Raw genomic sequence first — 2,122 nt, forward strand, 5'->3', positions numbered from 1 at the left:
AGCGTCCCTGTCTCCAAGGTATAAACGCCGATCAAGTCCGGGGTCGCAATGACGAAGCGGGTCGAACCAAAGTCATCATGCTCCGGCGCGTCCTCGTCCGGCACCCGGCTTCCGTCGGGGGTATCGGCGCCGCCTTCCTCACAATGCCGATTCCGCCCGGCCGCGGAATCGGCGCGGCGCATCTTGCGCCGCCGCACGCCGCGCCCCAATAAGTCCTGCATGGCTTCAGTCGATGTTCAGGCGCGGGGCGCCACCAAGGCAGCGATGACCCCGCCGCACGCCACGCACCGGGCCGCCGGCCCGCGTTCCTTGCTGCGCGCCCTGCTGGTGCTGCTGGCGATGCTCGCGGTCGCGGTGCGGCCGGCGATGGCGCAATCGATCCTGCGCGATGCCGAGACCGAGGCGTTGCTGAAGGACATGATGGACCCGCTGCTCGTCGCGGCGGGATTGCGCCCGGGCCAGGTGCGCGTCCACATGCTCGGCGATCCCAGTATCAACGCCTTCGTCGCGGGCAGCCAGGACATCTATGTCTTCAGCGGGCTGATCGAGGCGGCCGGCAGCGCCAACGAAGTGCAGGGCGTGCTCGCGCACGAACTGGGCCACGTCATGGGCGGCCACGCGATCCGCACCAACGACGGCATCAAGGCCGCGACCGGCATCTCGCTCGTCAGCCTGCTGCTCGGCGCCGCGGCGATCGCCGCGGGCGGCGGCGAGGCGGGCATGGGAATATTGATGGCGGGCCAGCAGGCGGCGCTCGGCAAATTCCTCGCCTTCAGCCGCGTGCAGGAGGCGACCGCCGACGCCGCGGGCGCGCAATATCTGTCGAAGGCGGGGATCAGCGGTAAGGGCAGCCTCGCCTTCTTCAAGCGGCTGCAGAACATCGAATTCCGCTATGCGATCAAGCAGGACGACGACCAGGCCTATGGCCGCACCCACCCGCTGTCGGGCGACCGCATCCAGGCGCTGCGCGAGGTCTATGTCGTCGATCCGGCATGGGACAAGCCGTCGGACCCGCAGATCGAACGGCGTTTCGAGCGGGTGAAGGCGAAACTGGTGGGATTCGTCGCGGAACCGGCGAAAACGCTGCGCCTCTATCCCGAAAGCAACACCAGCGTCCCCGCGCGCTATGCCCGCGCCTATGCCTGGCACAAGAGCGCCTATCCGCAGAAGGCGCTGACCGAGGTCGAGGGGCTGATCGCCGCCGATCCCGAGGATCCCTATTTCCTCGAACTCGAAGGCCAGATCCTGCTCGAATCGGGGCGCCCGCGCGACGCGATCCCGGCGCTGCGCAAGGCGGTCGCCAATTCGCGGTCGCAGCCGCTGATCGCCGCGCTGCTCGGTCATGCGCTGATCGCAACCGAGGATTCGGCCAATTACCCCGAGGCCGAAAAGGTGCTGAAGACCGCGGTCGCGCTCGACAATGAAAATCCCTTCGCCTGGTACCAGCTCGGCATCGTCTATGCGAGCAAGGGCGATCAGGCGCGCGCCGCGCTCGCCTCGGCGGAGCGATACAGTCTCGAGGGTGGACAGGCATCGCTCGCGCTGCGTAATGCCGAAGCCGCGATGCAGGGCCTGCCGCAAGGCTCGCCCGACTGGATACGGGCGCAGGATATTTCGCTGGTCGCCCGCGCCGAGGTGGAACGAACGCGCAAACGGCGCTAGATTCGCGCAAACGACGGGACGGCATCGCGATCCTGTGATGCACAAGGGCAGCAAGTGACGGACAACAAGGAAGATTATTACCAGCCCTGGCTTCGTGATCCGGGGCCGGCGCCGGGTCCGCAAGGCGCACCGCGCGCCGGCGGGGGACTCGACGACGGAGGGCTCGCCAAGCCGAAGGAGTCGCCGCCGGTCGGCATCGACCTGTCGCGCTATCCCGCGGCGGAGGAGCGGCCGCGTGCGCCGCTGGTGAAGCCCGACCGGATACGCGCGGGCGCGCAGGGCGCGTGGCAACGGCTGCGCACGGGCGCCGAGGCCTTTGCTGACTGGACGATCGCGGTCGGCGAGCGCGCCGATATTCCCGCGAAGGTCGAGGCGATGGAGATTCCGCGCCGCAGCCGCGCGCTCGCGCGGCAGGGCGGCGCCCTCTCGGCCCGCGCGGCGCGCGCCGTGGGCCGCGGGG

Annotated in this window: 2 protein-coding genes and 1 pseudogene; 2 read left to right on the plus strand and 1 reads right to left on the minus strand. The window is 69.3% G+C overall.

All coding sequences use genetic code 11. The features are described 5' to 3' along the window. Window positions 1-221, minus strand: a 221-nt coding sequence (locus SGR02S_RS20445; RefSeq protein WP_218000148.1) for a hypothetical protein, incomplete at its 3' end; no start/stop codon positions are given. Between the two features lie 43 nt (window positions 222-264). Between SGR02S_RS20445 and SGR02S_RS19150 the strand changes: the two genes are divergently transcribed. Together SGR02S_RS19150 and SGR02S_RS19155 are read left to right on the plus strand one after the other, a co-directional pair. Continuing rightward, window positions 265-1,662, plus strand: a complete 1,398-nt coding sequence (locus SGR02S_RS19150) for a M48 family metalloprotease (protein ID WP_082797249.1) — start codon at window positions 265-267, stop codon at window positions 1,660-1,662. Between the two features lie 54 nt (window positions 1,663-1,716). After that, a pseudogene (locus SGR02S_RS19155) lies at window positions 1,717-2,122 on the plus strand (thioredoxin domain-containing protein); the annotation flags it as partial.

The organism is Sphingopyxis granuli NBRC 100800, assembly GCF_001591045.1.
GTDB lineage: Bacteria > Pseudomonadota > Alphaproteobacteria > Sphingomonadales > Sphingomonadaceae > Sphingopyxis > Sphingopyxis granuli.